Below are 23,403 nucleotides of genomic sequence, written 5' to 3'. Positions count from 1 at the left end.
ATGGGCGCTATTCCGTAAAATGGATTTTTTCCTCAGAGAGCCCTGCCATGCCCAAACCCTTGCTGAGTCCCCAAGGCGAGTTCCCCGCCGTTGGCCTGGGCCGTCGCCTGGCAGCGATGTTCTATGACTTCCTGTTGTGCACTGCCCTGCTGATCGTCACCGCGTTTATCTACAAGCTGGTGTGGATCGCGTTCGTAGGCGAAGCCAAGATGCGCACCCTCACCGAATCCGGCGCGCTGGACGGTGACCCGCTGCTGTCGACGATTCTGTTCTTTGTGCTGTTTGGTTTCTTTGCCAAGTTCTGGACCCATTCCGGGCAAACCCTGGGCATGCAGGTCTGGGGCGTACGCGTGCAAAACGCCGACGGCTCGCGAATCAGCCTGTGGCAGGCGCTGTTGCGCTTTGTGGTGTCGATTGCATCGTGGTTGTGCGTGGGGCTGGGGTTTGTCTGGTCGTTGTTCGACAAGCAGAAACGCAGCTGGCATGACATCTATTCGGACACGCAGTTGGTGCGGATTCCGAAGCAAAAGAAATAACCCACTGCCTGAACGAGATCAAAATGTGGGAGGGGGCTTACCCCCTCCCACATTTTTAACCGAGTTCGCCTCCGTTCAAGCGTTACCGGCCAGCCTCAGGCGCGCAGCCTGGGTGAAATCCAGCATGCGCTTGAGCGGTCGCACGGCGTGAGGAATCACCGAAGGCTCGACGAATATCTCGTTACTGCCTTCACGCAGGCACTGCAGCGTGCGCTCCAGCGTATTCATCGCCATCCACGGGCAGTGTGCGCAACTGCGGCACGCGGCGCCGTTGCCGGCTGTGGGCGCTTCGACGAAGACCTTGTCCGGGCACAGCTGCTGCATCTTGTAGAAGATGCCGCGATCGGTCGCCACGATGAAGGTCTTGTTCGGCAGACGCTGTGCCGCCGCAATCAACTGGCTGGTGGAGCCCACCGCGTCGGCCAGTTCGATCACCGAGGTCGGCGATTCCGGGTGCACCAGGATCGCTGCGTCCGGGTACAGCGCCTTCATGTCCTCCAACTGCTTGGACTTGAACTCCTCGTGGACGATGCACGCACCGTCCCACAGCAACATGTCGGCACCAGTCTGGCGCTGGATGTAGGTACCCAGGTGCTTGTCCGGGCCCCAGATGATGGTCTCGCCGTTGTCCATCAGGCTTTCGACGATTTCCAGCGCGCAGCTGGAGGTCACCACCCAATCGGCCCGGGCCTTGACCGCCGCCGAGGTGTTGGCATACACCACCACGGTGCGCTCGGGATGCTGGTCGCAGAACGCTGAAAACTCATCCACCGGACAACCCAGGTCCAGGGAGCAGGTGGCTTCCAGGGTCGGCATGAGGATGCGTTTTTCGGGGGTGAGGATTTTGGCGGTCTCGCCCATGAAACGTACACCGGCGACCAATACGGTCTTGGCCGGATGGGCTGCGCCGAAGCGGGCCATTTCCAGGGAGTCGGAGACACAGCCACCGGTTTCTTCGGCCAGGGCCTGGATCACCGGATCGCAGTAGAAATGGGCAACCAGCACCGCGTCCTGAGCCTTGAGCTCGGCGGCGATGGCGGCACGCAGGCTCGCCTCTTCCTCGGCGCTGAGGGCCTTGGGCTGCTTGGCGTCGAGGTGGGCTTGAACCAGTAGGCGTTCGGAAATGTGCGTCATGTTCGCAAGACCTGCAGGCGCAGTTGCGCGAAAGTCGAGTGTACCACCGGCTCTGGAGCCCTTCGGGCGCCGCCGGACGAAGTGATTGTGTTCATCAAGCACGGGTAAAGGTGAAGCTGCGCAAGGCTACAGAATATCGAATGGATTCAAAAGCCTAATCTGACTTTCGCGAGTGCGTCTGGCGGGCAAAAAAAACGGGAAACCCCGCCATTGGGGTTTCCCGTTTTTACGACGGCCGTCAGCGTGTCAGTGCAGAGGGATCTTCCTGCAACATCACCGATTCATGCATGTTCGCCAGGGCGTCCTTCAAGGTCGACTCTTGCAGCGCGTCCTTGGACTTCTTGCTTTGCGTCGCCGCGTACTCCAGCAGCACCAAATAGTCGCGCTGGACCGAGGCTTGCTTGGGCACAAAGGTCTCGTCGACCAACTTGCCCAGCACGTATTTCTGCGTGCGGGTGGACTGGCTGGCCTCTTGCGAAACAGAGGCGTTGGTCAGCAGGCCATCCTTATAGGCGAGGTTGGCCGAACTGCTCGCGTTGTCCTCAACCTGCACATAGAGGTAGTTTTGCGAGTTTTCATCGCGAGTCAGTCCCGGGGTTTTACTGCCATCAAGGCCCTTGTGATAACTGGCCGAAAGCCTCGACTGCTGGTCCTGAGTCACGCTGCGGTCCAATGCGCTGCTGCCGCTAACACGGGTCTTCTGCGACACGTTGTAGGCAAAACTGTCGATTTCAGAGGGGCGCATCGGGTTGGAGGATTCGCTGGTTTGCTTGATGGAGGCCTTGAAGTCCGCCAGGCCGGTCAGCAAGCCTTGGTCCGTCGGGTTGCGGGTCAGCGCCTCAGGAAGGCTGACACCTTGCGGGTAGTTGCTGTTCATGGCACTGAACGCGTCCTTGAACATCGTCATCAGGTCCGCCTTGGCATTGCCACGCTCCTGCGCCCGGTCAAACTGGGCCAGGTAGCTTTTCAGCGCCTTGGCCTGCTGCTGGGCGTTACCCAGGATCGCAGCGTTTTTCAGGTCTACCGCCAGGTTCACTTCGCCGTCCGGACCACTCATGCGCGTGGTGCGGCGCTGAGCGTCGGCGTGGAAGGCCAGAGTCTGGTTCTGACCGTCCAGCGTTTTCACTTTAGCGTTGAGGTCAACCGAGGCCAGTACCTTGGGGTCAAACTTGGTCAGGTTACCCAGATCAAGTTTAGGCGGCGTTGCGGTAAGGCCATCGATCGCTGATTGGAAGGCGCTGCCCAGTTTGCCGACGGCCTTGAGTTCGTCGTCGGTCAGGCTGCCCCCTTCCACGGTTGCCTGCACGCCCAGGCCGTCGCTCTGGCTGGCCAGGCTGAAGGTGACGGTCTTGCCGCTGGCGGTCTTGATACTGAGGCTGACCAGGTTGTCGGCGCTGTTGCGCAGCAGCGTCTGGTCGACTTTGATCTCACCAGCATTTTGCGCGCGGTCGGCGCTCGCGTAGAGCACAGACTGAGAAATGTTCGTACCGTTCTTGGCGAACAGCTCCACAAGGCCGGCGCCCAGGCCATTGAAGCGATTGGCTGTCGACAATGAATTGAAATTGGTATTGATCGCCTTGCTGAGGGCGTCCTGGCTGTCGCTCTCCCACGCTCGCACGACCTCCTGGCCGCGCAGTTGGCCGCGACGCGAGTAGGTATCGGCAAGCGTATCAGACATCACATTGCCCAGACTGACGACCGAAGAGGGTCGTGCAACGGCGGTAGAGGTGCTCTGCGCAAGGCTGACCGAAGGTTCGGTGGGCCGAATACCCAGTGTATTGACGGAGCTGATAGGCGAAAGCGTAGTCATGACGATCCCTGTCTTGAGTTGAACAGCCTTGATTAAACCCAACCAGCCCGACACAGGGCAAGCGATAAAAACGGTAATAGCACATTGACTCTTCCCTCGCTGGAGGGTTTACGCTCCGCGCCTTACTCATCATCACCGCATCCTGAAAGTTGAGCGTTCAGAATAGGGCGTGCTCGTAACAAAAGAGTCAACAGGTGCCTTGGCCAAATGCTGGCATTGCCGGGTGCATTGCGCACCTGTCAGGCCCAAATCACAGGCAAAAAAAAAACCCGGAAATCCTCACTTGCGTGGGCCTTCCGGATTTTCTAAACCGCCAAAAATGGTGGGTCGTGTGGGATTCGAACCTACGACCAATTGGTTAAAAGCCAACTGCTCTACCAACTGAGCTAACGACCCGCTGTGTGGTGGCGCGTATAATACTGATTTCTAAGGATTATTCAACACCTTATTTTAAAAAATCTGAAATAACGCGTTGGGGCCGCAATTGCGGTCGTTTGTGCGACCTCTCAGCGACCCGGCTCGTCGTTCCACAGGTACTTGTGCAACTGCAATTGCAAGCGTACCGGCAGGTTGTCCGCCACCACCCAGTCCGCCAGGTCGCGCGCGTTCAGGTCGTGGTGGCTTGGGGAAAACAGCACTTCGCCGGCTCGACGGTCGAGACCGTATTGGATCAACTTGGAGTTGGCCCAGTCGTAGTCCTCACGGGAACAGATGACGAACTTGACCTGATCGTTGGGCGTCAGCAGCTCGATGTTCTCGTAGCGGTTGCGATGAGCTTCCTTGGAACCTGGGGTCTTGAGGTCGACCACGCGACTGACGCGTGAGTCGACTGCGGAGATGTCCAAGGCACCGCTGGTTTCCAGGGACACTTCATAACCGGCATCACACAATTGCTTAAGCAATGGGATGGCATTGGGCTGGGCCAGGGGCTCGCCACCGGTCACGCAGACATAGCGAGGCTTGAAGCCGGCAACCTGCTCCAGGATGTCGTCGAGGGTGCGCAGGGTACCGCCACTGAAGGCGTAGGCGCTGTCACAGTATTGGCAACGCAAAGGGCAACCGGTGAGGCGCACGAAGACAGTAGGCAGCCCAGCGGTTCGCGTTTCACCCTGTAACGAGTAAAAAACTTCGGTAATACGTAATGTGTCTTGCATAGTCGCCACGGGCGTAACAGCTAAACAGGCTGTCCGCCTCCGTCAGGCACTTCAAGGAACCCCGCCAACGCGCAGGTCCCAGGAAGCGTGTGTCATAAAAGGGCGTGGATTCTAACGAAAAAACCCGCGCCAGGCGCGGGTTTCTTCTAAACGGCTGCATCGCTTACAAGCGTTGCAGATCCCGTTGAGCCAACTGTGCAGCGGAGGTACCCGGATATTGGGCTACGACCTGCTGCAGAATGCCTTTGACCTTATCGGTATGACCCAGGCGGCGCTCCACGTCAGCAAGTTTATACAGCGAGTCCGGCACCTTGGCGTGCTTGGGGTACAGCTGGCTGACCTTGGCAAATGCCTGGCCCGCCCCCTGCAGATCACCCTTTGCCAGGTTCACCTCGCCCAACCAGTACTGGGCGTTGCCCGCGTACTGGCTGTTTGGGTAGCGGCCCAGGAAAGCGGTAAAGGCTTTGCTGGCCTTATCGAAATCCTTGGCCTTGATCAGGTCGAAGGCTGCATCGTAATACAGCTTTTCCTTCGCCGGATCACCCGGTTCACTGCCGGCGGCAGGGGCTTGGCTCGCAGCTGCGGCCCCTGCTGCAGCACCACCGATAGCCGCGCTGGGCGCGCCACCGGCAGAAGAATTATCAGGAGTAGCGGCAGGTGTAACACCGGCTCCTATACGTCGATCAAGATCCTGGTAACGCTCCAGGCCTTCTTGCTTCAGCTGACGCACCTCATTTTGCAGAACTTCAATGGTGCCTTGTTGCTGCGCCAATTGATCCTGCATGCGTTGCAGCTGGTTGAACAGTTCGCCCTGTGCCGAGGGAGCGGACGTAGCCGCCCCCCCAGCATAGGCGCCATTCGTGCCATAACCCGCTGGCGGATAGCTGCTCCCGCTATTGTTATAGCCAGAGTTGCTATCTTCCACAGGAACCGCAGCCCACACCGCAAGCGGAGCGAGGCTGAGAGCCAATACAGTTAGAGCACGACGGCACGTTCGCATGACGAATTACTTACGCAGTTCGACGCGACGGTTTTGAGCCCAGGACTGCTCGTCGTGGCCAGTAGCAACTGGACGCTCTTTACCGTAGGAAACCAGTTCCAGTTGGCCTGGAGCAACACCTTGCAGTACCAGGTAGCGCTGAACGGCTTTCGCACGACGCTCGCCCAGTGCCATGTTGTACTCACGAGTACCACGTTCGTCAGTGTTACCTTCCAGAACAACGCGAGCGCCGTTAGCTTTCAGGTCCTTCGCGTGAACGTCCAGAGCGCGCATGGCTTCTGGTTTCAGGTCCGAACTGTCGTATTCGAAGTAGAAAGTGGTGATAGCGCGCAGAGCAGCTTCTTCGCTCAGGGAGCCGTCAACTGCACCAGTGTTAGCGCCGTAACCAGCGTTTGGATCAACAGCTGCGCCTTCACCGGCATTGTCGCCGCCTTTAGACGAGCAACCAACGGCTACGGACAGAGCCAGAGCCAGAGCAGCAAACTTACCAAACTTCAGCATTTCCATCGTGAAACTCCTAATGAACCCCAGTGTGTTAAGTACTTCTTTTTGTAGCGCCGCGTCAGTTCAGGTAAGGGGACCAGGACGGTTCTCTGACTTCGCCTTGTGCGGTAGGAAGCGGGAGCCTTACGCGTCCATTAATGGACACGAGCATCAAGACTCCCCGGCCCTGCTGGCGGGTGGCGTAGATTACCATGGTGCCGTTGGGCGCAACAGTGGCTGACTCATCAAGGTTGGTATCTGTGAGGATTTTTACCGTTCCACGCTGCAAATCCTGGGCCGCAACCCGGAAATTAGTGAAACCATCCTGACGATGAATCATCACCAACGTCTTTTCATCAGCTGAAAGCTTAGGATTGGCGTTGTAGTTACCGATAAAGGTCACGCGTTCCGCGCCCCCACCGCCAACGCTCGTTTTGTAGATTTGTGGCTTGCCGCCGCGGTCGGAGGTGAAGTAGATGGTCGAACCATCCTTACCCCAGAACGGTTCGGTGTTGATGCCTGGACCGCTGGTCACGCGGCTGATCTGGCGCGAAGCCATGTTCATCACGTAGATGTCCGGGTTACCGTCCTTGGACAGCACGAATGCCAGGCGCGAACCATCCGGCGACCAGGCCGGTGCACCGTTGAGGCCTTCGAAGTTGGTGATCTGCTCACGACGGCCAGTATCGATGTGCTGGACGAAGATACGCGGACGCTTCTGTTCGAAAGACACGTAGGCAATACGCTTGCCGTCCGGCGCGAAGCGCGGCGACAGGATTGGTTCACGCGATTGCAGCAAAGTAACAGCGCGCGCACCGTCGTAGTCCGAACGCTGCAGGGTGTAGCGAGTGTTGTCTACGGAGAAACGCTCGGCCGTTACATAAAGCAGACGCGTCGAGAACGCACCCTTGATGCCGGTGAGTTTTTCAAACGACTGGTCCGAGATGTAGTGGGCCATGTCGCGCAGTTGTTCGGCGGTACCCGATACGCTGCCGGTCAAGACCTGCTGCTCGGTGGCCACGTTGAACAAGGTGTACTGGATCTGCAGGCGACCGCCGGCCGGCGTGATGCTGCCGACCATCAGGTACTGCGCGCCCACCGCTTTCCAATCACGGAAGATGACTTCGCTGGCCTGGGTCGGCTGGCTGATCATGTTGCCTTTCGGAATCGGTGCGTAGTAACCGGAATTGCGCAGGTCGTCACTGACGATCTGAGCCATGTCGTCCGGCAGCACGCTGCCGCCCTGCCAACCAAACGGTACTACCGCGATCGGGGTGGCCCGATCGCTACCGCTGGTGACCAGGATGTTCTTTTCATCCGCCGCCGCTATCCCTGCCATACAGCAAATAACGACAAGCATTCCTCGAAGAAGGTTTCTCACAAGGCTAGATCCTCAGGTGTGAATGTCATCTTGAATGAACGATAGGGAGCGAAGTCGCTTGGTTTCATTCCCTGCATCTCGGTCAACCGGCCAATATTCTTGACCGCGGCAACCGCCGAACTGTCGAACGAACCGTCACCACTGGACTTGGCCACGCTGACCGAAGTCACCGTACCGTCCGGCAACATGCCGATCTGCAGCACTACTGTCATGCCTTTGCGTGCCGAAGGTGGACGTGTCCAGCCTTCTGCTGCCCGCGCCCGAATCAGGTCGTCGAAACTGCCCGCGACTTCATCGCCACGCTCATCGGCCAAGGCTTGCTGACGCTGCGGCGTGTCGGAGAGCAAATCTGCCAAGGCCTGGGCCTTTTTCTCTTCGGCGGATTTACGCGCTGCTTCCTGGGCCTTTTTCTTGGTGGCATCGGCGGCAGCTTTCTTCTTCGCGTCGTCGGCGATTTTCTTCTTCGCCTCGTCTGCTTCAGCTTTTTTCTTGGCGTCTTCGGCGGCTTTCTTTTTCGCGTCTTCGACTATTTTCTTCTTGGCGTCTTCAGCGGCCTTTTTCTTGGCCTCTTCTTCGGCAGCCTTTTTGGCTTCTTCTTCAGACTTCTTCTTGGCTATATCAGCCAATTGTTTCTCTTCAGCTTTTTTAGCTTCGGCAGCTTTCTCGGCTTTCTTGGCTTCATCAGCCTTTTTCGCCTCGTCGGCCTTCTTGGCTTCGTCAGCCTTTTTCGATTCCTCGGCCTTTTGAGCCGCCTCTTCTTTCTTTTGTTCCGCAGCAGCCTTCACCGCTTCCTGCTCGACCTTCTTCTGTTCCATCTGTTCGACTTCAGTCTGGCGCGCGGCCGACTTCTGGGCCTCACCCGCAATCTTCTGATTGGTCTGGGTGGTGGCCTGGCTTTTCGATTTCAGCTGATACAGGGTCGCCTGCACGATCGGCTTGGCTGGCGGCAGGTCCGGGGTCATGGCAAAGCTGACGAACAGCATGCCAAAGACCAGGACGTGCAGGGCAATCGCCCAGACGCTAGGCCAGAAGAAGCTTTCCGAGGCGGACGGCTCTCGCTGTTGGTGCATCAGGGCGCCTCGGTAATCAAGCCAACGTTACCGACGCCGGCCTTCTGCAGCCCGCCCATGGCGCCCATGACGGAACCGTAGTCGACCGACTTGTCGCCGCGGATGAACACCTGGGTGTGCTTGCCGCCTTCGTTACCGGAGCGAATGATCTTGGTCACCGCATCGGTCATCGCCGGCAGGGTCAGAGCCTTGTCCTGCTGCTTCTGGGTGTCGACTTCGCTGCCAAGGTTCCAGTAATAGGTCTTGTCAGACTTGATCGAAATGGTCAGGACCTGGGTGTTGTTGTCTTGCGGTAAGGCTTCACTGGAAACCTTGGGCAGATCAACCTTCACGCCCTGGTTGAGCATCGGCGCGGTCACCATGAAGATCACCAGCAGCACCAGCATCACGTCGATGTAGGGCACTACGTTCATCTCGGCGACCGGCTTGCGCTTTTTGCGAGCTCGAGCGATTAAAGCCATTGGGAATTACCTGCTTATTCTTCGCTGGTGTGCACTTTACGGTGCAGGATCGCCTGGAATTCATCGGCGAAGGTGTAGTAACGGCTGATCAACGTTTCGCTGGTGGCAGCAAAGCGGTTGTAGGCAATTACTGCGGGGATAGCGGCGAACAGGCCGATCGCGGTGGCGATCAGGGCTTCGGCAATACCCGGGGCCACGGTGGCCAGGGTCGCTTGCTGGGCCTGGGCCAGGCCGCGGAACGAGTTCATGATCCCCCACACGGTACCGAACAGGCCGATGTACGGGCTGACGGAACCGACGGTAGCGAGGAACGGCAGGCTCTGCTCCAGTTTCTCTTCTTCACGGGAAATGGCGACGCGCATGGCACGGGCCACGCCTTCCATGACCGCTTCCGGATCAACACCCGGCTGTTGGCGCAGGCGCGAGAACTCCTTGAAGCCGGCGCGGAAGATCTGCTCGACGCCCGAGTCCGGGTCCGGGTTGCTGCCGGCCTGGCGGTACAGCTTGGACAGGTCGATACCCGACCAGAAGCGCTCTTCAAAGCTCTCCAGGGCACGTCGACCGGCACGCAGCAGGTTGCTGCGCTGAAAAATCATGACCCAAGAGGTAACCGATGCGGCTACCAGGGTCAGCATCACCAGTTGAACCACAACACTGGCATTGCTGACCAGGCTCCACATGGAGGAATGGTCGACGACGGTAGGTTCCACGCTAAATCTCCTGCTTTGATTGTTTACCCGCGCCGCTCACGGCGGCAAAGGCCGCACGTAGAGTTTCGGGAATGGCCCGAGGTTTCAAACTGTTGGTGCGCACACACGCCACCAGAAACTGCCCCTCACAGAGCAGCGTTGCATCCGTTGCCCGCCTGACCTGCTGCTTGAAACGCAGGCTGGCACGGTTCAATTCGATTACTTCAGCGCTGACCAGCAGCTCGTCGTCCAGTCGCGCCGGTGCGTGGTAACGCGCCTCGCTGGAATGCACGACGAATAACAGGTCCTCCCCTGCCAGCTGGGATTGGGCAAAGCCCAGCTCCCGTAGCCGCTCGGTACGAGCCCGCTCCATGAACTTGAGGTAATTGACGTAATACACGATGCCGCCAGCATCGGTGTCCTCGTAATAAACGCGACAGCGATGTGCGAACGACTGATCCCCGTTTTGCGCGCGCATACTCTAGTGCTTACTCCTCAGGTTGCCAATCCGGTCGGGCAACTGTTTTTTCATTCTCGAAAAACATATCCAGTGACTGAATGACGACGCCCGCCACTAGGACAGCACAAACATCGAATAAATCGACTGGCGTGAAGCTTTTAATCGTCCACTGCATCAAGGAATTCGTCTACCACGGGCATCTCACCCAATCGTGACGGAATGTTTAACCCGAAGTGCAGATAGGCATGGCGCGTCACCACCCGGCCCCTTGGCGTGCGCATGATATAGCCTTGCTGGATCAGGTATGGCTCCAGCACATCTTCGATGGTATGACGCTCTTCACTGATGGCCGCCGCCAGGCTGTCGACACCCACCGGGCCACCGTCGAACTTCTCGATCATGGTCAAGAGCAGGCGCCGGTCCTGATGATCGAAGCCGTGCTCGTCCACATCCAGCAGGTTCAAGGCCAGGTCCGCCACGGCTTTGGTGATATGCCCCTTGGCCCGAACTTCGGCAAAGTCACGCACGCGACGCAGCAGGCGGTTGGCAATCCGTGGCGTGCCCCGGGCCCGACGAGCGATCTCAAACGCGCCTTCCGGGTCCAGGGGCAAGCCGAGAATACTCGCCGAACGGCTGACGATGGTCGCCAGGTCTGCCGTGCTATAGAACTCAAGACGCTGAACGATACCGAAACGGTCTCGCAGCGGGTTGGTCAACATACCCGCACGCGTGGTCGCGCCCACCAGGGTGAAGGGTGGCAAGTCGAGCTTGATCGAGCGGGCCGCCGGGCCTTCGCCAATCATGATGTCGAGCTGGAAGTCTTCCATCGCCGGGTACAGCACTTCCTCGACAATTGGCGAGAGCCGGTGGATTTCATCGATAAACAGCACATCGTGCGGTTCGAGGTTGGTGAGCAACGCCGCCAAATCACCTGGCCGCTCCAGCACCGGGCCGGAGGTGGACTTGATCGACACGCCCATTTCCTGGGCAATGATGTTGGCCAGGGTGGTTTTACCCAGCCCCGGCGGGCCGAAGATCAAGGTGTGGTCCAGGGACTCACTGCGCCCGCGCGCGGCCTGGATAAACAACTCCATCTGCTCGCGCACAGTGGGCTGGCCGATGTATTCGGCCAGGCTCAGGGGGCGAATGGCGCGGTCCTGGACTTCTTCACGGTCGCGCGGGCCAGTGGCCGCGATCAGACGATCAGCTTCAATCACTTAAATCATTCCCTTCAGGGCGCGGCGGATCATGTCTTCGCTGCTCAGGTTCTTGTCCTTGATGGCCGAGACGGCCTTGCTGGCCTCCTGGGGTTTGTAGCCCAGGGAGATCAGCGCACTGACGGCGTCGCTTTCAGCACTCGCGACCTGGCCCGCCGGCATGTCCGGCTGGTTCGGCACCAGGGCAAACATGCTCGGCACCACCTCCCAGGCCTTAAAGCGGTCCTTGAGCTCCACCAGCAGGCGCTCGGCGGTCTTTTTGCCGACGCCCGGCACCTTGGTCAGTGCCGAGGTATCCTGGGCCGAAACGGCACGTACCAGCTCATCCACTTCCAGGCTTGACATCAACGCGAGGGCCAATTTAGGCCCCACGCCATTGAGGCGAATCAATTCGCGGAAGAAGTCGCGGTCGCGCTTACCAATGAAACCATAGAGTAGTTGCGCGTCTTCGCGCACCACCAGATGGGTATGCAGCGTTATCGGCTCACCGACCGACGGTAGGCGGTACAGGGTGGTCATGGGCACTTCCAGCTCATACCCCAGCCCGTTTACATCCAGAATCAGGTGCGGCGGCTGTTTCTCAGCCAGGGTGCCGCGCAAGCGTCCAATCACGGTTCAGATCCTTAAAGCTTGGGGGTCAGAGCGAGGCCTGACCGGAAATAACGATTGCGCTGATGCTATCAGAGACGCAGGCGCCCGCCACGACTGCGTGCCGTACCCAAGCCGTGAGGCAGAAGGCTGGAACGGGTATGCGCATGGCAAATGGCAATGGCCAGGGCGTCGGAGGCATCGATCTGCGGTTTTGAGGTGAGCTTGAGCATGTGCATGACCATCATCTGCACCTGCTCTTTATTTGCCGCTCCGGTACCGACCACGGCCTGCTTGACCTGGGTCGCGGTGTACTCGGCGATCTCCATGCCCTCCTCGGCGCCGGCGACGATGGCGGCGCCACGGGCCTGGCCAAGCTTCAACGCCGAATCAGCGTTTTTTGCCATGAACACCTTTTCGATGCCCATGGTCACCGGTCCGTAGGTCTGGATCACTTCACGCACGCCACGATAGACGATCTGCAGGCGCTCAGCCAACTCGCCCGCGCCGGTACGGATACAGCCCGAGGCCACATACACGCAACCACGCGGGGTGTGTTGCACCACGCCAAAACCGGTGATGCGCGAACCGGGGTCGATACCTAGGATTAAAGTCATAACGCCTGCGGGTTGGGTAAACACAATTTTTGATTCACCGTAGTTCCAATGTGGGAGGGGGCTTGCTCCCGATGGCAATCGTCCAGTTAGACATAAGCTGACTGATACACCGCCATCGGGAGCAAGCCCCCTCCCACATTTGGATCTACGTCATTCTTCAGCCTAGCTGTTCGGCCACTGACTCCGGGATGTCGGCATTCGAGTACACGTTTTGCACATCATCCAGATCTTCGAGCATGTCGAGCATCTTCAGCACTTTCTGCGCACCGTCCAGGTCCAGCTCGGCACTGGTGGTCGGCAACATCACGATCTCGGCGTCGGAGCCTTTGAAACCGGCCGCTTCCAGGGCGTTACGCACGGCGTAGAAGCCGGCGAACGAGGTAAACACGTCGATGGAGCCATCTTCATTGGTCACCACGTCGTCGGCATCCGCCTCCATCGCCGCTTCCATCAGCGCATCTTCATCCACACCCGGCGCGAAGGAGATCTGCCCCTTGCGCTCGAACAGGTAGGCCACCGAACCGTCAGTCCCCAGGTTACCGCCACACTTGCTGAACGCATGACGCACGGCGGCGGCGGTACGGTTGCGGTTATCGGTCATGCATTCGACCATTACTGCCACGCCACCTGGGCCGTAGCCTTCGTAGGTCAGCTCGACCATATCGTCGGTGTCGGCAGCACCCGCGCCACGGGCCACGGCACGGTCGATGATGTCACGACTCATGTTGGCGCCCAGAGCCTTGTCCAGCGCCAGGCGCAGACGCGGGTTGGAGCCCGGGTCACCACCGCCCTGGCGGGCAGCGACCGTCAGCTCGCGAATCCACTTGGTGAAGATCTTGCCTTTCTTGGCATCCTGACGCTCTTTGCGGTGCTTGATGTTCGCCCACTTGGAATGGCCAGCCATAACACAACTCCGAAATTCTCTAGAAACCTTATCAACCCCACCCTGGGTGGGATACACCCCTTGTAACGCAAAGGCGCATCCGAAGATGCGCCTTTTTTGACTGCGTAAACCTCAGTGCGCTTTCACGCAGCAGCCTTACTCAGCCTTCGGCGTCTCGCGCAGGCGGATATGCAGCTCGCGCAGCGCCTTGGCATCCACCACACCTGGAGCCTGGGTCATGACGTCCGCAGCACTCTGGGTTTTCGGGAAGGCAATCACTTCACGGATCGACTGAGCGCCGGTCATCAGCATTACCAGACGGTCCAGACCGAAAGCCAGGCCACCGTGGGGCGGCGCGCCGTATTTCAGGGCGTCGAGCAGGAAGCCAAATTTCTCTTCCTGTTCCGCTTCGTTGATGCCCAACAGGCGGAACACCGCTTGCTGCATCTCCTTGCGGTGGATACGGATCGAACCGCCACCCAGCTCAGTACCGTTCAACACCATGTCATACGCGCGGGACAGCGCGCCTGCCGGGTTGGCTTCCAACTCTTCAGGCGAGCACTTCGGCGCGGTGAACGGGTGGTGCAAGGCGCTGAAGCTGCCGTCGTCATTTTCTTCGAACATCGGGAAGTCGACGACCCACATCGGCGCCCACTTGCAGGTCAGCAGGTCCAGGTCGTGGCCCAGCTTGATCCGCAGCGCGCCCAGGGCTTCGCTGACGATCTTGGCTTTGTCGGCGCCGAAGAACACGATGTCGCCATCGACCGCACCGACGCGATCCAGGATCACGTTCAGGTTGGCTTCCGGGATGTTTTTCACGATCGGCGATTGCAGGCCGTCAACGCCATTGGCGCGCTCATTGACCTTGATGTACGCCAGGCCCTTGGCACCGTAGATGCCGACGAACTTGGTGTAGTCGTCGATCTGCTTGCGCGGCATGCTCGCGCCGCCAGGCACGCGCAGGGCGGCGATGCGGCATTTAGGGTCGTTGGCCGGCCCGCTGAACACCTTGAAGTCGACATCCTTGAGTTGGTCGGCCACGTCCACCAGTTCCAGCGGGTTACGCAGGTCTGGCTTGTCGGAACCGTAGCGGCGCATGGCTTCTTCGAAGGTCATGTGCGGGAATTCGCCGAACTCCAGGTCCAGCACTTCCTTGAACAGGTTGCGGATCATCTGCTCAGTGATACCCATGATCTCTTTTTCATCGAGGAAGCTGGTCTCGATGTCGATCTGGGTGAATTCCGGCTGACGGTCGGCGCGCAGGTCTTCGTCGCGGAAGCACTTGGCGATCTGGTAGTAACGGTCGAAGCCGGCCACCATCAGCAGTTGCTTGAACAGCTGCGGCGATTGCGGCAAGGCGAAGAAACTGCCGGCGTGGGTACGGCTAGGCACCAGGTAGTCACGCGCGCCTTCCGGGGTGGCCCGGGTCAGGATAGGCGTTTCGACGTCGAGGAAGCCGTTCTCGTCGAGGAAGCGGCGGATGCTGGTGGTCATGCGCGAACGCAGGCGCAGCTTCTCGGCCATTTCCGGACGACGCAGGTCAAGGAAGCGGTAGCGCAGGCGGGTTTCTTCGCCGACGTCGGAGTATTCGTTGAGCGGGAACGGCGGGGTTTCCGATTCGTTCAGTACTTCCAGCTCGTAGCCCAGCACTTCGATCGCACCCGACGCCATGTTCGCGTTCACGGCACCGGCCGGACGCAGGCGAACCTTGCCGGTGATCTTCACGACGTACTCGCTGCGCACGCGGTCGGCGGCGGCGAAGCTCTCGGCGCGGTCCGGGTCGAACACCACCTGGGCCAGACCATCACGATCGCGGATATCGAGGAAAATCACCCCGCCGTGGTCGCGGCGACGGTGAACCCATCCGCAAAGAGTGATTTCCTGACCATCCAGGGTCTCGTTCAGTTGGCCGCAATAGTGGCTGCGCATCATGGTAGTGGTTTCACTTCTCGTAATTCGAAATTCGGTGGAGGCCCGCCTCGTCACCGTACATTAAAGCAGGGGACGGATAATGCAGGAGCCTGCGCGTAGAGTTCAACTCAGTCTGCTTTGTCGCCGCCCGCCAGGTTCTTCTTCGAGCCGGTCTTGAAGTCGGTCTCGTACCAGCCGCTGCCGCTCAGGCGGAAGCCCGGCATGGACAACATCTTCTTGAGCTCCGGTGCCTGGCAGGCAGGGCAATCGACCAGCGGCGCTGCGCTGATCTTCTGGATGGCTTCCAACTGATGTCCACAGGAAGCACATTGATAGTCGTACATGGGCATGGCGATGTCTCGGCGATCGATCGTTACTGTGCCGCGCCCGCTCCTGATAGAGAGCAGAGGGAGAAAGCCCCGGCAGCAGCAAAGCGCGGGATTATATCTGGTAAATCAAGGCAGCGCAGCCGGCTTTCTGCCCGGAGCATGGTCCACCTCAACGGCGGACCAGCCCGGAGGCCTGCCGATTACTCAGGGTTCGGTGAGGTAGCACGGCCTTTTAACAGATGAACCACACACACCACCCTGACCAACCCACTGAAGTTCTTCACTCCTCCATACCGCAAGTGCACTTCCCGATCGACATAGGACAGCAATGCACTGACAGAGCAGGCATTGATCCTGGCTATTTCCGTGAGGATATTCCAATAGATCTGCTCAAGCCGAAGACAAGTGGAAAACCCATTGAGCCTTACCGATCGGGACAATGGCTTGGCCAGCCCCATATCGAAACCCTTGGCGAAGGGGTCGACGTTTATCTTGTGGAAACCACCGGTTTCCATCACTCCAACATCCACTCCACGTGACATACACCTGACACTCCATTGCCAAACAACAGCCCATGGGTTCTCCCATTGGACAGTAGCCCTATAAGACAGCAGGACGAGGCAGGCAGCCAGAAGACGGGGCGTTGATAGGCGTAGGACAACGCCAGGAAATGCGTGGAAACAAGCAAGTGGCGCCATAACGGCGCCACTGCGGGTGACGGTTACTGGTTTTCGAGCAGGGAGCGAAGCATCCACGCGGTTTTCTCGTGAACCTGCATGCGCTGGGTCAGCAGGTCCGCGGTCGGCTCATCGCTGACCTTGTCGAGCAACGGGAAAATACCGCGTGCGGTACGTGTGACCGCCTCCTGGCCCGCCACCAGTTGCTTGATCATCTCTTCTGCGCTGGGTACGCCCTCTTCTTCCTTGATGGAGGAAAGTCGGGCATAGATCGAATAGGCGCCCGGCGCCGGGAAACCCAGGGCACGGATACGCTCGGCTATGGAGTCCACCGCCAGCGCCAGCTCGTTGTACTGCTCTTCGAACATCAGGTGCAGCGTGCGGAACATAGGGCCCGTGACGTTCCAATGGAAGTTATGGGTCTTCAGGTACAGTACATAGGTATCGGAAAGCAGTCGTGAAAGCCCATCGACGATGGATTTACGATCTTCTTCACTGATACCGATATCGATTGCCATGTTTATCCCCTTCAATTGACAAGCATTCATTGATCAGGTGCAGGACCACTCTAGCAAGAGCGCCGGAGATACGCAGCCCGACACCCTCGGGCGAGATGCGGCAAATCGTCCCTGCACGACCGATCAGCACTTGCAGGACAAGCCTTTGGGGCGCATAGGAAATTTCCTTTGAAGCCGCCTGAAACACCTGCACATGTCTAGGACAAGCGTTTCCCGCAGAAATGCCGTGCCCCTTTCAGCCCCGGAAAATGCTTGATTTGAGTAGGCACGGCCTTTGCTGTTAAATAGGCAGCGTGTCGCCGCCGTTAATTTCCACGGCAAGCGGCATAGGCTGATACCCGCGCACGTGCCCAGCGCCTCCCATTGTTCAGAAGCGAACCGTGCCAGTCAGCTCTTCCTTGTGATCCGTCTTAACGTGAGTTAATCAAAATGTTGAAAATCGTCCACCTGCTAACGGGCGTTGCAGCGTTGCTGCTGTCCTTTATCCCGAGCCTGCAGCCTGAAAGCCTGCCCTACCTGCAACAACACGACGCTCTGTACCTGGCCTTGTTCGGCCTTCTTAACCTGACGCTCGCTCCGGTAATCCCTTACTGGAACAAAGGCACGCGTCATCAACTGCAAAACCTGGTCAGCGCGCTGCTGGTACTGACCGTTGTCGTACAAACCCTCACCCTCCTGGCACCTATGCCTGAAGTCGGCGGCCACCCGGCCATCCTGCTCAGCCTGGTGATTGCTGTGGTCGCCATCGTTCTTCATCTGGCCATCAGCTTCTACCGTTCGTCCCCGGCGGCCGCGTCGCAAAACTACGACATGACCAATCGGGATACCGGTACCGTCAAGTGGTTCAACACCTCCAAAGGCTTCGGCTTTATTTCCCGCGATTCGGGCGACGATATCTTCGTCCACTTCCGGGCCATCCGTGGCGAAGGCCATCGCGTCCTGGTGGAAGGCCAGCGCGTGGAATTCTCCGTCATGAACCGCGACAAAGGCCTGCAAGCCGAAGACGTGATCGCTGCCCTGCCGCGCCGCTGATTCCAGCCGTCGCAGCAAAAAAAACCGCGATCCAGCTTGGCTGGGTCGCGGTTTTTTATTGCACTCGGATTAATAGTGCGGTGGCGGCGCCTCTTCTTCGGACGTCTCGAACTGGCCACTCATTTCTTCCTGACGCTTGAGCAGCGCGGTCATCTGCAGTTGCAGGCGTTCAACCGCGCGCTGCTGGGCGACCAGGATGTCATTGAGAGTTTCGATGGTGTCGTCCTGAAAGGCCAGGCGGCTTTCCAGATCGGTAACGCGGTCTTGCAGATCCATGATTCAGCCCTGGGTAAAGATGAAGTCGGCCGGCAGCAACTCGCGCAGGCGCACACGAATGGCCGCCACTTGTTCTTCAGTGTACGGCTTTGCCGGATGCTTGCCCCACACGGGTGCCGGCCAGGCGGCGTCATCACGCTTGCGTACGATCACATGCACGTGCAATTGGCTGACGACATTACCCAGCGCACCAATATTCATCTTGTCGGCGGCCAAACCTTCGTTCAGCCACTGCGCCAGGGCCGTTGTTTCCTTCCAGAGGATTTGTTGATCTGCGACATCCAGCTGAAACACTTCGCTGATACCGTTGATGCGTGGCACCAGAATGAACCAGGGGTAGTTCGAATCATTGGACAGCAGCAGGCGGCACAGCGGGAAGTCCCCGATGACCAGTGTGTCTTGTTGCAAGCGTTGATCTAAGGCGAACACCACGGGCACTCCGTTGGGCAGGTCAAGTTCAGGGCGCCAGCATACCTTCGAACGCCCCAGGCTTCACGGCGAATGCTGAAAACCGAATGCACCGCGATAAAAAACTGCACCCTTTAGAGGCAGGCCAATATTTGAGCTACGCTAACGCGGGCCTCCCAGGGACGCACCAAAATGACCCACTTGTGCTTCAAAGGGATCCGCCGATTACCCACTCTCAGGGTGAACCGGTAACGTTTTTCTCTGGGAAGGCATTTTTGCCTCACGAGTCAGGGACAACGCAGACGCGTCAAGCGCAAACAAAACGGCGTAAAAAGCCCGTGTTTATGAGGTCTTTACACGATTTTCACGTTTTTCACGAAAAAATGACATTCGATTACCGATTTGGGCGCGCTTGTTGCATTCACACCCATATCGTCGGCAACGACACCCGCTGGGAAGCAGGTGTTTCGCGATAGAAGAACAGCAGCGTTTCAATGCGCCTCAAGGAAAATCTCAAACTTAGAAAGGCGTTTGAAAAACAGCATTGAAGTTGTCAGTCCCGTTACACTCGGACTGTGAATTTGCGACATGGAGCTAGCAATTTACGACAGCCTCGTAAAGAAGCTGAAAGGAAAGATGGGTAAGTATCGTCAATAGAGTCTGCGTGATATAACTTTGCGCCGACACAAAAAAGAAAGAGCCGCCCAGATAAAAATACAGGTGGGACGGCAGTACTCTTCCTAAAACCAAAGGAGCAAATCACGATGCGCGTGATGAAGTGGAGCATGATCGCCCTGGCTGTTTCAGCAGGCACCTCGCAGTTCGCAATGGCGTCCGCCCAGGACGATTCCAAGGGCTTTGTTGAAGACAGTACGTTCAGCATCAACACTCGCGCGCTGTACTTCAGCCGCGACTCCCGTAACAACCCGTCGGGCCCGACCTCACAAAGCCGCACTGAAGAGTCCGGCCTGGGCTTCAACGCCCTGTACCAATCGGGCTTCACCCAAGGCACCATCGGTGTCGGTGTTGACGTAATCGGCCTGTTGGGCGTGAAGCTCGATAGCGGCAAGGGTCGTGCGGGTACCGGTCTGTTCCCAACCGGCTCCGATGGTCGTTCACAAGACGATTACTCCAAAGGCGGTGGCGCCGTTAAGTTCCGTATCTCCGATACCGTCCTGAAAATCGGTGACCAGTACACCACAGCTCCAGTGTTCGCGTCCGATGACAGCCGTCTGCTGCCAGAGCTGCCACAAGGCATCTCGATCACCAGCAACGAGATCAAGGGCCTGAAACTGGAAGGCGGTCACTTCACTTCCAGCGTTGCGCAGAACCAGACCTACCATGACAGCCTGGGCCTGACGAAGACCGACTTTGTCGGTGGCGTCTACTCGTTTACCCCAGAGTTCACCGGCAGCCTGTACTACGCGAAAACCGAAGATTACTTCCGCAAGTACTACAGCAACCTGAACTGGACCCATGCGCTTAGCGACGACCAGTCGTTCGCCTTGGACTTCAACATCTACGACACCAAGAGCGAAGGCGAAGGCCTGCAACGCGCTTCCAAAGACAGCGCGCTGCCATTTGATCAGCGTACCAAGCTCGACAACCGCGCATTCAGCTTGCAAGGTGCCTACACCATCGGCGCTCACACCTTTACCTTGGCAGCTCAGAAGGTTACCGGCGACGGCGACTACGGTTACGGTGTAGACGGCGGCGGCACAGTGTTCCTGGCCAACTCCGTTGCCCGTTCCGACTTCAACGCCGAAGGCGAGAAGTCCTACCAGGCTCGTTACGACATCAACATGGCAACCTTCGGCATTCCTGGCCTGAGCTTCATGACTCGTTACGTGACCGGTAGCGGCGCCAACACCGCCACGACGTCGAACGGCAAAGAGTGGGAACGCGACTTCGAAGCCAAGTACGTGATCCAGAGCGGTCCAGCCAAAGACCTGAGCCTGCGTGTGCGCCAAGCGACCTATCGCTCGTCTGACGGCGTGTACTACGGTTCTTCGTCCATCGACGAACTGCGTCTGATCGCGCAATACCCGCTGAACATCTTGTAATTGCTGGTTCAATTACAACGATGACTTAAGGCCTCGGCCTTAAACAAAAAGCCGCTCCCCTGCTTACAAGGGAGCGGCTTTTTCATTGCAGTTTTATTTCGACAAATAATAACTAGCAAGCTAACTAACGAGATTCAGGTGACACGTTTAACCTGACCTGTCGGCCAAGTTAAACACGCTTCTTTCGTTTACTTCGGGGTTGCTTCCTGCATCACGCGAATAACTCGCTGCGGAAATGGAATATCAATCCCCGCCGCCTTTAAACGGTCGCGCGACAGTTCATTCAGCATGAACACTACATCCCAATAATCCGGGGTGTTGGTCCAGCAGCGCAGGGAAACGGTGATTGAGCTATCGCCCAAGGTCGACACCACGGCCACTGCAGCAGGATCAGTCAGTACGCGCGGGTCTTTTGCCAGTTCCAGCAGCACTTCACGCGCTTTTTGCAGATCGGCCTCGTAGTCCACACCCACATCAAACACCACCTTGCGGGTCGGCTGACGGTTGGTGTTGGTGATGATGCCGTTGGACAGGATGCCGTTGGGCACGATCACGGTCTTGTTGTCGCCGGTACGCAGCACGGTGTGGAAGATTTGGATGCTGTCGACAGTCCCCGAGGTGCCCTGGGCTTCGATCCAGTCACCGATGCGGAACGGGCGGAACAACAGAATCAGCACGCCACCGGCGAAGTTGGCCAGGCTGCCTTGCAACGCCAGGCCGATGGCCAGGGTAGCGGCACCGATGGCAGCCACGAACGAGGTGGTCGCCACGCCGATCATCGAGGCCACACTGACAATCAGCATGACTTTCAGCGCGATGTTCGCCAGGCTGGTGATGAAGTGCTGCAGTGCAAGGTCCGCGTTACGCATGGCCAGCAGGCGGCCCACACGGTGGGTCAATACGTTGATCAGCCACCAGCCAATGGCCAGGGTGATCACCGCCAGCAATACCCGGCTGCCGTATTCCATGATCATCGGGATCCACGACTGCGAAGTCTTGATCAAGTGATCCATTTCAGCGTTTAAATCCATGTAGCTTCTCCTGTGTGGCGGATGTGCGGCTTTATTGACTGCCTGGAAACGCAAATGAGCCCCGTGGGGCTCATTTGCAGGCGCGGGTTCTGGGGCGTGGGACGTCGAAAACGCCCGCAGGTTCCCCAATGTGCCATCAGTCGCGGAAGTTATTGAACTGCAGCGGCATGTCGAAGGTCTTGGCGCGCAGGGCCGCAATGGCGTCCTGCAGGTCATCACGCTTCTTGCCGGTGACGCGAACCTGCTCACCCTGGATGGCAGCCTGGACTTTCAGCTTGGCATCCTTGATATGGGCGACGATCTTCTTCGCCAGCTCCTTGTCGATGCCTTCCTTGAGTACGGCTTCCTGCTTCATCAGCTTGCCGGAGGCGTAGGCGTCCTTGATTTCAAGGCACTGTGCGTCGATCTTGCGCTTGACCAGCGACAGCTTGAGGATCTCGATCATCGCTTCCAGCTGGAAATCGGCTTCAGCGGTCAAGTTGACGGTCAGCTCCTTTTCCTTGAATTCGAAGCTGCCCTTGCCTTTCAAGTCATAGCGGCGGTCCAGCTCCTTGACGGCATTCTCGACGGCGTTGGTGACTTCGTGTTTGTCCAGTTCAGATACCACGTCGAACGAAGGCATGTGATTTCTCCAATATAAGGGGCGGGCTCAGTAGAGATGGAGCGCGCCCGAGCTAAAATGCCGGGGCATTATAGCGGTTCTTTCGTCCCGTTCACTGTGAGCGACCCTACGGAGCAAAAACTGATGTCGACCACCTGGCATATTCTCGGCGCCGGCAGCCTGGGCACGTTGTGGGCCACCCGCCTGGCTCGCGCCGGCTTGCCCGTCAGGTTGATCCTGCGCGATGCCGCGCGACTGGCCAGCTACCGGGCTTCATCAGGCTTGACCCTGGTGGAACACGGCGTAGCCCATACCTACCCGGTGTTCGCCGAAAAACCCGACAGCCCCGAGCCGATTCATCGCCTGCTGGTAGCCTGCAAGGCCTACGACGCCGAGGGCGCTGTCGCACAACTGCAACATCGCCTGGCACCGGACGCCGAGCTGATCCTGCTGCAAAACGGCCTCGGCAGCCAGGACGCGGTGGCCGCGCAACTGCCCCAGGCTCGCTGCATTTTTGCCTCCAGCACCGAAGGCGCGTTTCGCGACGGTGACTGGCGCGTGGTGTTCGCCGGCCACGGCTACACTTGGCTGGGGGACGCGAGCCACCCTACCCCACCGCTGTGGCTGGACGACCTGCACGCTGCGGGCATCCCCCACGAATGGAGTACCGACATCCTGACGCGCCTGTGGCGCAAACTGGCGCTCAATTGCGCGATCAACCCGCTGACTGTGCTTTACCAGTGCCGCAACGGCGAACTGCAGAACCATCAATGTGAAATCGCTACCCTGTGCGCCGAACTTGGCGAACTGCTGGAATGCTGCGGCCAGCCCGCTGCCGCGCTGGATCTGCAGCACGAAGTGGAACGGGTGATCCAGGCCACGGCTGCCAATTACTCGTCCATGTACCAGGACGTGGCCAATGCCCGCCGCACCGAAATCAGCTACTTGTTGGGCTATGCTTGCCAGGCGGCCGCCCGTCACCAATTGAGCCTGCCGCATTTGCAACAACTGCAAGTGCGCCTGGTCGAGCAGTTACTTGCACGCGGATTGCCCAGCGACTGAGCCACGCGCTAC

General features: G+C 58.6%; 26 protein-coding genes and 1 tRNA gene. 4 read left to right on the top strand and 23 right to left on the bottom strand.

Annotation, left to right across the window (positions count from 1 at the left end; all coding sequences use genetic code 11):
* Positions 1–47: 47 nt before the first annotated feature.
* Positions 48–536 carry an RDD family protein gene (locus M2397_RS10960; protein WP_131697888.1) on the top strand — a complete coding sequence of 163 codons (489 nt, stop codon included), beginning with the start codon at positions 48–50 and terminating at the stop codon, positions 534–536.
* A gap of 75 nt (positions 537–611) precedes the next feature.
* Here the strand turns inward: M2397_RS10960 and nadA are convergent, their stop codons facing one another.
* The 19 genes from nadA to M2397_RS10865 form a co-directional block, all read right to left on the bottom strand.
* Entirely contained in the window at positions 612–1,670 is a 1,059-nt protein-coding gene (nadA, locus tag M2397_RS10955) for a quinolinate synthase NadA (protein WP_065925901.1), read from the bottom strand.
* A gap of 238 nt (positions 1,671–1,908) precedes the next feature.
* Positions 1,909–3,348: a lactate dehydrogenase gene (locus tag M2397_RS10950; protein WP_259243533.1), complete on the bottom strand. Its 1,440-nt coding sequence runs from the start codon at positions 3,346–3,348 to the stop codon at positions 1,909–1,911.
* A 452-nt stretch (positions 3,349–3,800) separates the two neighbouring features.
* A tRNA-Lys gene (locus M2397_RS10945) sits at positions 3,801–3,876 on the bottom strand.
* A 110-nt stretch (positions 3,877–3,986) separates the two neighbouring features.
* Positions 3,987–4,634 (bottom strand): 7-carboxy-7-deazaguanine synthase QueE, encoded by a 648-nt coding sequence (queE, locus tag M2397_RS10940; protein WP_131697889.1) that lies wholly within the window; start codon positions 4,632–4,634, stop codon positions 3,987–3,989.
* A 163-nt stretch (positions 4,635–4,797) separates the two neighbouring features.
* Complete coding sequence (ybgF, locus tag M2397_RS10935; RefSeq protein ID WP_131697890.1) at positions 4,798–5,634, bottom strand: tol-pal system protein YbgF; 837 nt, start codon at positions 5,632–5,634, stop codon at positions 4,798–4,800.
* A gap of 6 nt (positions 5,635–5,640) precedes the next feature.
* Positions 5,641–6,141: a peptidoglycan-associated lipoprotein Pal gene (gene pal, locus M2397_RS10930; protein ID WP_003209827.1), complete on the bottom strand. Its 501-nt coding sequence runs from the start codon at positions 6,139–6,141 to the stop codon at positions 5,641–5,643.
* Positions 6,142–6,196: 55 nt separating this feature from the next.
* Complete coding sequence (gene tolB / locus M2397_RS10925) at positions 6,197–7,477, bottom strand: Tol-Pal system beta propeller repeat protein TolB (protein WP_043293513.1); 1,281 nt, start codon at positions 7,475–7,477, stop codon at positions 6,197–6,199.
* Positions 7,478–7,494: 17 nt separating this feature from the next.
* Positions 7,495–8,568, bottom strand: a complete 1,074-nt coding sequence (gene tolA / locus M2397_RS10920) for a cell envelope integrity protein TolA (RefSeq protein ID WP_053135848.1) — start codon at positions 8,566–8,568, stop codon at positions 7,495–7,497.
* Positions 8,568–9,020: a protein TolR gene (gene tolR / locus M2397_RS10915; protein ID WP_162276129.1), complete on the bottom strand. Its 453-nt coding sequence runs from the start codon at positions 9,018–9,020 to the stop codon at positions 8,568–8,570. Before tolR ends, tolA begins: the two co-directional genes overlap by 1 nt.
* A 23-nt stretch (positions 9,021–9,043) precedes the next feature.
* Entirely contained in the window at positions 9,044–9,739 is a 696-nt protein-coding gene (tolQ, locus tag M2397_RS10910; protein WP_053135845.1) for a protein TolQ, read from the bottom strand.
* A gap of 1 nt (position 9,740) precedes the next feature.
* Positions 9,741–10,196 (bottom strand): tol-pal system-associated acyl-CoA thioesterase, encoded by a 456-nt coding sequence (gene ybgC / locus M2397_RS10905; protein ID WP_032890914.1) that lies wholly within the window; start codon positions 10,194–10,196, stop codon positions 9,741–9,743.
* 140 nt (positions 10,197–10,336) lie between these two features.
* Positions 10,337–11,395 (bottom strand): Holliday junction branch migration DNA helicase RuvB, encoded by a 1,059-nt coding sequence (gene ruvB / locus M2397_RS10900; RefSeq protein WP_003193867.1) that lies wholly within the window; start codon positions 11,393–11,395, stop codon positions 10,337–10,339.
* Positions 11,396–12,007: a Holliday junction branch migration protein RuvA gene (gene ruvA / locus M2397_RS10895; RefSeq protein ID WP_003175802.1), complete on the bottom strand. Its 612-nt coding sequence runs from the start codon at positions 12,005–12,007 to the stop codon at positions 11,396–11,398. It abuts the gene before it with no gap.
* Positions 12,008–12,075: 68 nt separating this feature from the next.
* Positions 12,076–12,600, bottom strand: a complete 525-nt coding sequence (gene ruvC, locus M2397_RS10890; RefSeq protein ID WP_024077147.1) for a crossover junction endodeoxyribonuclease RuvC — start codon at positions 12,598–12,600, stop codon at positions 12,076–12,078.
* Positions 12,601–12,757: 157 nt separating this feature from the next.
* Entirely contained in the window at positions 12,758–13,504 is a 747-nt protein-coding gene (locus tag M2397_RS10885; protein ID WP_027605539.1) for a YebC/PmpR family DNA-binding transcriptional regulator, read from the bottom strand.
* A gap of 135 nt (positions 13,505–13,639) precedes the next feature.
* A complete protein-coding gene (gene aspS, locus M2397_RS10880) occupies positions 13,640–15,415 on the bottom strand; it encodes an aspartate--tRNA ligase (RefSeq protein WP_131697891.1) in 1,776 nt (591 codons plus the stop codon).
* A 107-nt stretch (positions 15,416–15,522) separates the two neighbouring features.
* Entirely contained in the window at positions 15,523–15,744 is a 222-nt protein-coding gene (locus M2397_RS10875) for an FmdB family zinc ribbon protein (RefSeq protein WP_010208103.1), read from the bottom strand.
* A 179-nt stretch (positions 15,745–15,923) separates the two neighbouring features.
* Positions 15,924–16,265 (bottom strand): ribbon-helix-helix domain-containing protein, encoded by a 342-nt coding sequence (locus M2397_RS10870; RefSeq protein ID WP_131697892.1) that lies wholly within the window; start codon positions 16,263–16,265, stop codon positions 15,924–15,926.
* Positions 16,266–16,444: 179 nt separating this feature from the next.
* Positions 16,445–16,918: a Dps family protein gene (locus tag M2397_RS10865; RefSeq protein WP_003193874.1), complete on the bottom strand. Its 474-nt coding sequence runs from the start codon at positions 16,916–16,918 to the stop codon at positions 16,445–16,447.
* Positions 16,919–17,347: 429 nt separating this feature from the next.
* On the opposite strand from M2397_RS10865, the gene M2397_RS30300 reads away from it, so the two are divergent.
* Positions 17,348–17,950, top strand: a complete 603-nt coding sequence (locus M2397_RS30300) for a cold-shock protein (RefSeq protein ID WP_005790922.1) — start codon at positions 17,348–17,350, stop codon at positions 17,948–17,950.
* A gap of 69 nt (positions 17,951–18,019) precedes the next feature.
* Here the strand turns inward: M2397_RS30300 and M2397_RS10855 are convergent, their stop codons facing one another.
* Positions 18,020–18,226 (bottom strand): SlyX family protein, encoded by a 207-nt coding sequence (locus tag M2397_RS10855; protein WP_167655108.1) that lies wholly within the window; start codon positions 18,224–18,226, stop codon positions 18,020–18,022.
* Positions 18,227–18,229: 3 nt separating this feature from the next.
* Positions 18,230–18,655, bottom strand: a complete 426-nt coding sequence (locus M2397_RS10850) for an HIT domain-containing protein (protein WP_145337865.1) — start codon at positions 18,653–18,655, stop codon at positions 18,230–18,232.
* Positions 18,656–19,398: 743 nt separating this feature from the next.
* Between M2397_RS10850 and M2397_RS10845 the strand changes: the two genes are divergently transcribed.
* The gene (locus M2397_RS10845; protein ID WP_259243061.1) at positions 19,399–20,697 is read left to right on the top strand and encodes an OprD family porin; all 1,299 of its coding nucleotides are present in this window, start codon (positions 19,399–19,401) and stop codon (positions 20,695–20,697) included.
* A gap of 188 nt (positions 20,698–20,885) precedes the next feature.
* Here M2397_RS10845 and M2397_RS10840 read toward each other — a convergent pair whose 3' ends face one another.
* Both M2397_RS10840 and M2397_RS10835 read right to left on the bottom strand, forming a co-directional pair.
* Entirely contained in the window at positions 20,886–21,728 is an 843-nt protein-coding gene (locus M2397_RS10840) for a mechanosensitive ion channel family protein (RefSeq protein WP_131697896.1), read from the bottom strand.
* 136 nt (positions 21,729–21,864) lie between these two features.
* On the bottom strand, positions 21,865–22,350 hold the full coding sequence (locus M2397_RS10835; protein WP_053135814.1) for a YajQ family cyclic di-GMP-binding protein: 486 nt from the start codon (positions 22,348–22,350) through the stop codon (positions 21,865–21,867).
* 123 nt (positions 22,351–22,473) lie between these two features.
* Here M2397_RS10835 and M2397_RS10830 point away from each other — a divergent pair, with 123 nt between their 5' ends.
* Positions 22,474–23,391, top strand: a complete 918-nt coding sequence (locus M2397_RS10830; RefSeq protein WP_145337863.1) for a putative 2-dehydropantoate 2-reductase — start codon at positions 22,474–22,476, stop codon at positions 23,389–23,391.
* Positions 23,392–23,403: the final 12 nt, after the last annotated feature.

It is taken from the genome of Pseudomonas sp. BIGb0381, from assembly GCF_024809815.1.
Taxonomy (GTDB): Bacteria; Pseudomonadota; Gammaproteobacteria; order Pseudomonadales; family Pseudomonadaceae; genus Aquipseudomonas.
This window is presented reverse-complemented; position numbering and strand designations above follow the sequence as displayed.